This is a genomic window from Escherichia sp. E14V7, from assembly GCF_004212225.1.
Classification (GTDB): domain Bacteria; phylum Pseudomonadota; class Gammaproteobacteria; order Enterobacterales; family Enterobacteriaceae; genus Escherichia.
The window spans coordinates 1-3,282 of the sequence record NZ_RHJJ01000029.1 but is presented as its reverse complement, the minus strand read 5'-3'; the positions used below and the strand labels follow the sequence as shown (position 1 = coordinate 3,282).

At 52.4% G+C, this 3,282-nt stretch carries 2 rRNA genes; both read right to left on the bottom strand.

Annotated features, from left to right (window positions below):
* Window positions 1-45: 45 nt before the first annotated feature.
* Window positions 46-161 (bottom strand): 5S ribosomal RNA (gene rrf / locus D9741_RS23135).
* A gap of 97 nt (window positions 162-258) precedes the next feature.
* Window positions 259-3,160: ribosomal RNA gene (locus D9741_RS23130) — 23S ribosomal RNA — on the bottom strand.
* Between the last annotated feature and the right edge of the window lie 122 nt (window positions 3,161-3,282).

The following is a 3,282-nucleotide window of genomic DNA, read 5'->3' as shown; positions in this document are numbered from 1 at the left end:
ATAAAAACGCCCAGTCTTCCGACTGAGCCTTTTGTTTTATTTGATGCCTGGCAGTTCCCTACTCTCGCATGGGGAAACCCCACACTACCATCGGCGCTACGGCGTTTCACTTCTGAGTTCGGCATGGGGTCAGGTGGGACCACCGCGCTACGGCCGCCAGGCAAATTCTGTTTTATTAACCCGCTTACGCCGGTTAATCTAATCTGTTATCAAGCTTACTTATTGATGTCTCATCCGCCAAAACATCTTCGGCGTTGTAAGGTTAAGCCTCACGGTTCATTAGTACCGGTTAGCTCAACGCATCGCTGCGCTTACACACCCGGCCTATCAACGTCGTCGTCTTCAACGTTCCTTCAGGACTCTCAAGGAGTCAGGGAGAACTCATCTCGGGGCAAGTTTCGTGCTTAGATGCTTTCAGCACTTATCTCTTCCGCATTTAGCTACCGGGCAGTGCCATTGGCATGACAACCCGAACACCAGTGATGCGTCCACTCCGGTCCTCTCGTACTAGGAGCAGCCCCCCTCAGTTCTCCAGCGCCCACGGCAGATAGGGACCGAACTGTCTCACGACGTTCTAAACCCAGCTCGCGTACCACTTTAAATGGCGAACAGCCATACCCTTGGGACCTACTTCAGCCCCAGGATGTGATGAGCCGACATCGAGGTGCCAAACACCGCCGTCGATATGAACTCTTGGGCGGTATCAGCCTGTTATCCCCGGAGTACCTTTTATCCGTTGAGCGATGGCCCTTCCATTCAGAACCACCGGATCACTATGACCTGCTTTCGCACCTGCTCGCGCCGTCACGCTCGCAGTCAAGCTGGCTTATGCCATTGCACTAACCTCCTGATGTCCGACCAGGATTAGCCAACCTTCGTGCTCCTCCGTTACTCTTTAGGAGGAGACCGCCCCAGTCAAACTACCCACCAGACACTGTCCGCAACCCGGATTACGGGTCCACGTTAGAACATCAAACATTAAAGGGTGGTATTTCAAGGTCGGCTCCATGCAGACTGGCGTCCACACTTCAAAGCCTCCCACCTATCCTACACATCAAGGCTCAATGTTCAGTGTCAAGCTATAGTAAAGGTTCACGGGGTCTTTCCGTCTTGCCGCGGGTACACTGCATCTTCACAGCGAGTTCAATTTCACTGAGTCTCGGGTGGAGACAGCCTGGCCATCATTACGCCATTCGTGCAGGTCGGAACTTACCCGACAAGGAATTTCGCTACCTTAGGACCGTTATAGTTACGGCCGCCGTTTACCGGGGCTTCGATCAAGAGCTTCGCTTGCGCTAACCCCATCAATTAACCTTCCGGCACCGGGCAGGCGTCACACCGTATACGTCCACTTTCGTGTTTGCACAGTGCTGTGTTTTTAATAAACAGTTGCAGCCAGCTGGTATCTTCGACTGATTTCAGCTCCACGAGCAAGTCGCTTCACCTACGTATCAGCGTGCCTTCTCCCGAAGTTACGGCACCATTTTGCCTAGTTCCTTCACCCGAGTTCTCTCAAGCGCCTTGGTATTCTCTACCTGACCACCTGTGTCGGTTTGGGGTACGATTTGATGTTACCTGATGCTTAGAGGCTTTTCCTGGAAGCAGGGCATTTGTTGCTTCAGCACCGTAGTGCCTCGTCATCACGCCTCAGCCTTGATTTTCCGGATTTGCCTGGAAAACCAGCCTACACGCTTAAACCGGGACAACCGTCGCCCGGCCAACATAGCCTTCTCCGTCCCCCCTTCGCAGTAACACCAAGTACAGGAATATTAACCTGTTTCCCATCGACTACGCCTTTCGGCCTCGCCTTAGGGGTCGACTCACCCTGCCCCGATTAACGTTGGACAGGAACCCTTGGTCTTCCGGCGAGCGGGCTTTTCACCCGCTTTATCGTTACTTATGTCAGCATTCGCACTTCTGATACCTCCAGCATACCTCACAGTACACCTTCGCAGGCTTACAGAACGCTCCCCTACCCAACAACACATAGTGTCGCTGCCGCAGCTTCGGTGCATGGTTTAGCCCCGTTACATCTTCCGCGCAGGCCGACTCGACCAGTGAGCTATTACGCTTTCTTTAAATGATGGCTGCTTCTAAGCCAACATCCTGGCTGTCTGGGCCTTCCCACATCGTTTCCCACTTAACCATGACTTTGGGACCTTAGCTGGCGGTCTGGGTTGTTTCCCTCTTCACGACGGACGTTAGCACCCGCCGTGTGTCTCCCGTGATAACATTCTCCGGTATTCGCAGTTTGCATCGGGTTGGTAAGTCGGGATGACCCCCTTGCCGAAACAGTGCTCTACCCCCGGAGATGAATTCACGAGGCGCTACCTAAATAGCTTTCGGGGAGAACCAGCTATCTCCCGGTTTGATTGGCCTTTCACCCCCAGCCACAAGTCATCCGCTAATTTTTCAACATTAGTCGGTTCGGTCCTCCAGTTAGTGTTACCCAACCTTCAACCTGCCCATGGCTAGATCACCGGGTTTCGGGTCTATACCCTGCAACTTAACGCCCAGTTAAGACTCGGTTTCCCTTCGGCTCCCCTATTCGGTTAACCTTGCTACAGAATATAAGTCGCTGACCCATTATACAAAAGGTACGCAGTCACCCCATAAAGAGGCTCCCACTGCTTGTACGTACACGGTTTCAGGTTCTTTTTCACTCCCCTCGCCGGGGTTCTTTTCGCCTTTCCCTCACGGTACTGGTTCACTATCGGTCAGTCAGGAGTATTTAGCCTTGGAGGATGGTCCCCCCATATTCAGACAGGATACCACGTGTCCCGCCCTACTCATCGAGCTCACAGCATGTGCATTTTTGTGTACGGGGCTGTCACCCTGTATCGCGCGCCTTTCCAGACGCTTCCACTAACACACACACTGATTCAGGCTCTGGGCTGCTCCCCGTTCGCTCGCCGCTACTGGGGGAATCTCGGTTGATTTCTTTTCCTCGGGGTACTTAGATGTTTCAGTTCCCCCGGTTCGCCTCATTAACCTATGGATTCAGTTAATGATAGTGTGACGAATCACACTGGGTTTCCCCATTCGGAAATCGCCGGTTATAACGGTTCATATCACCTTACCGACGCTTATCGCAGATTAGCACGTCCTTCATCGCCTCTGACTGCCAGGGCATCCACCGTGTACGCTTAGTCGCTTAACCTCACAACCCGAAGATGTTTCTTGCGATTCATCATCGTGTTGCGAAAATTTGAGAGACTCACGAACAACTTTCGTTGTTCAGTGTTTCAATTTTCAGCTTGATCCAGATTTTTAAAGAGCAAA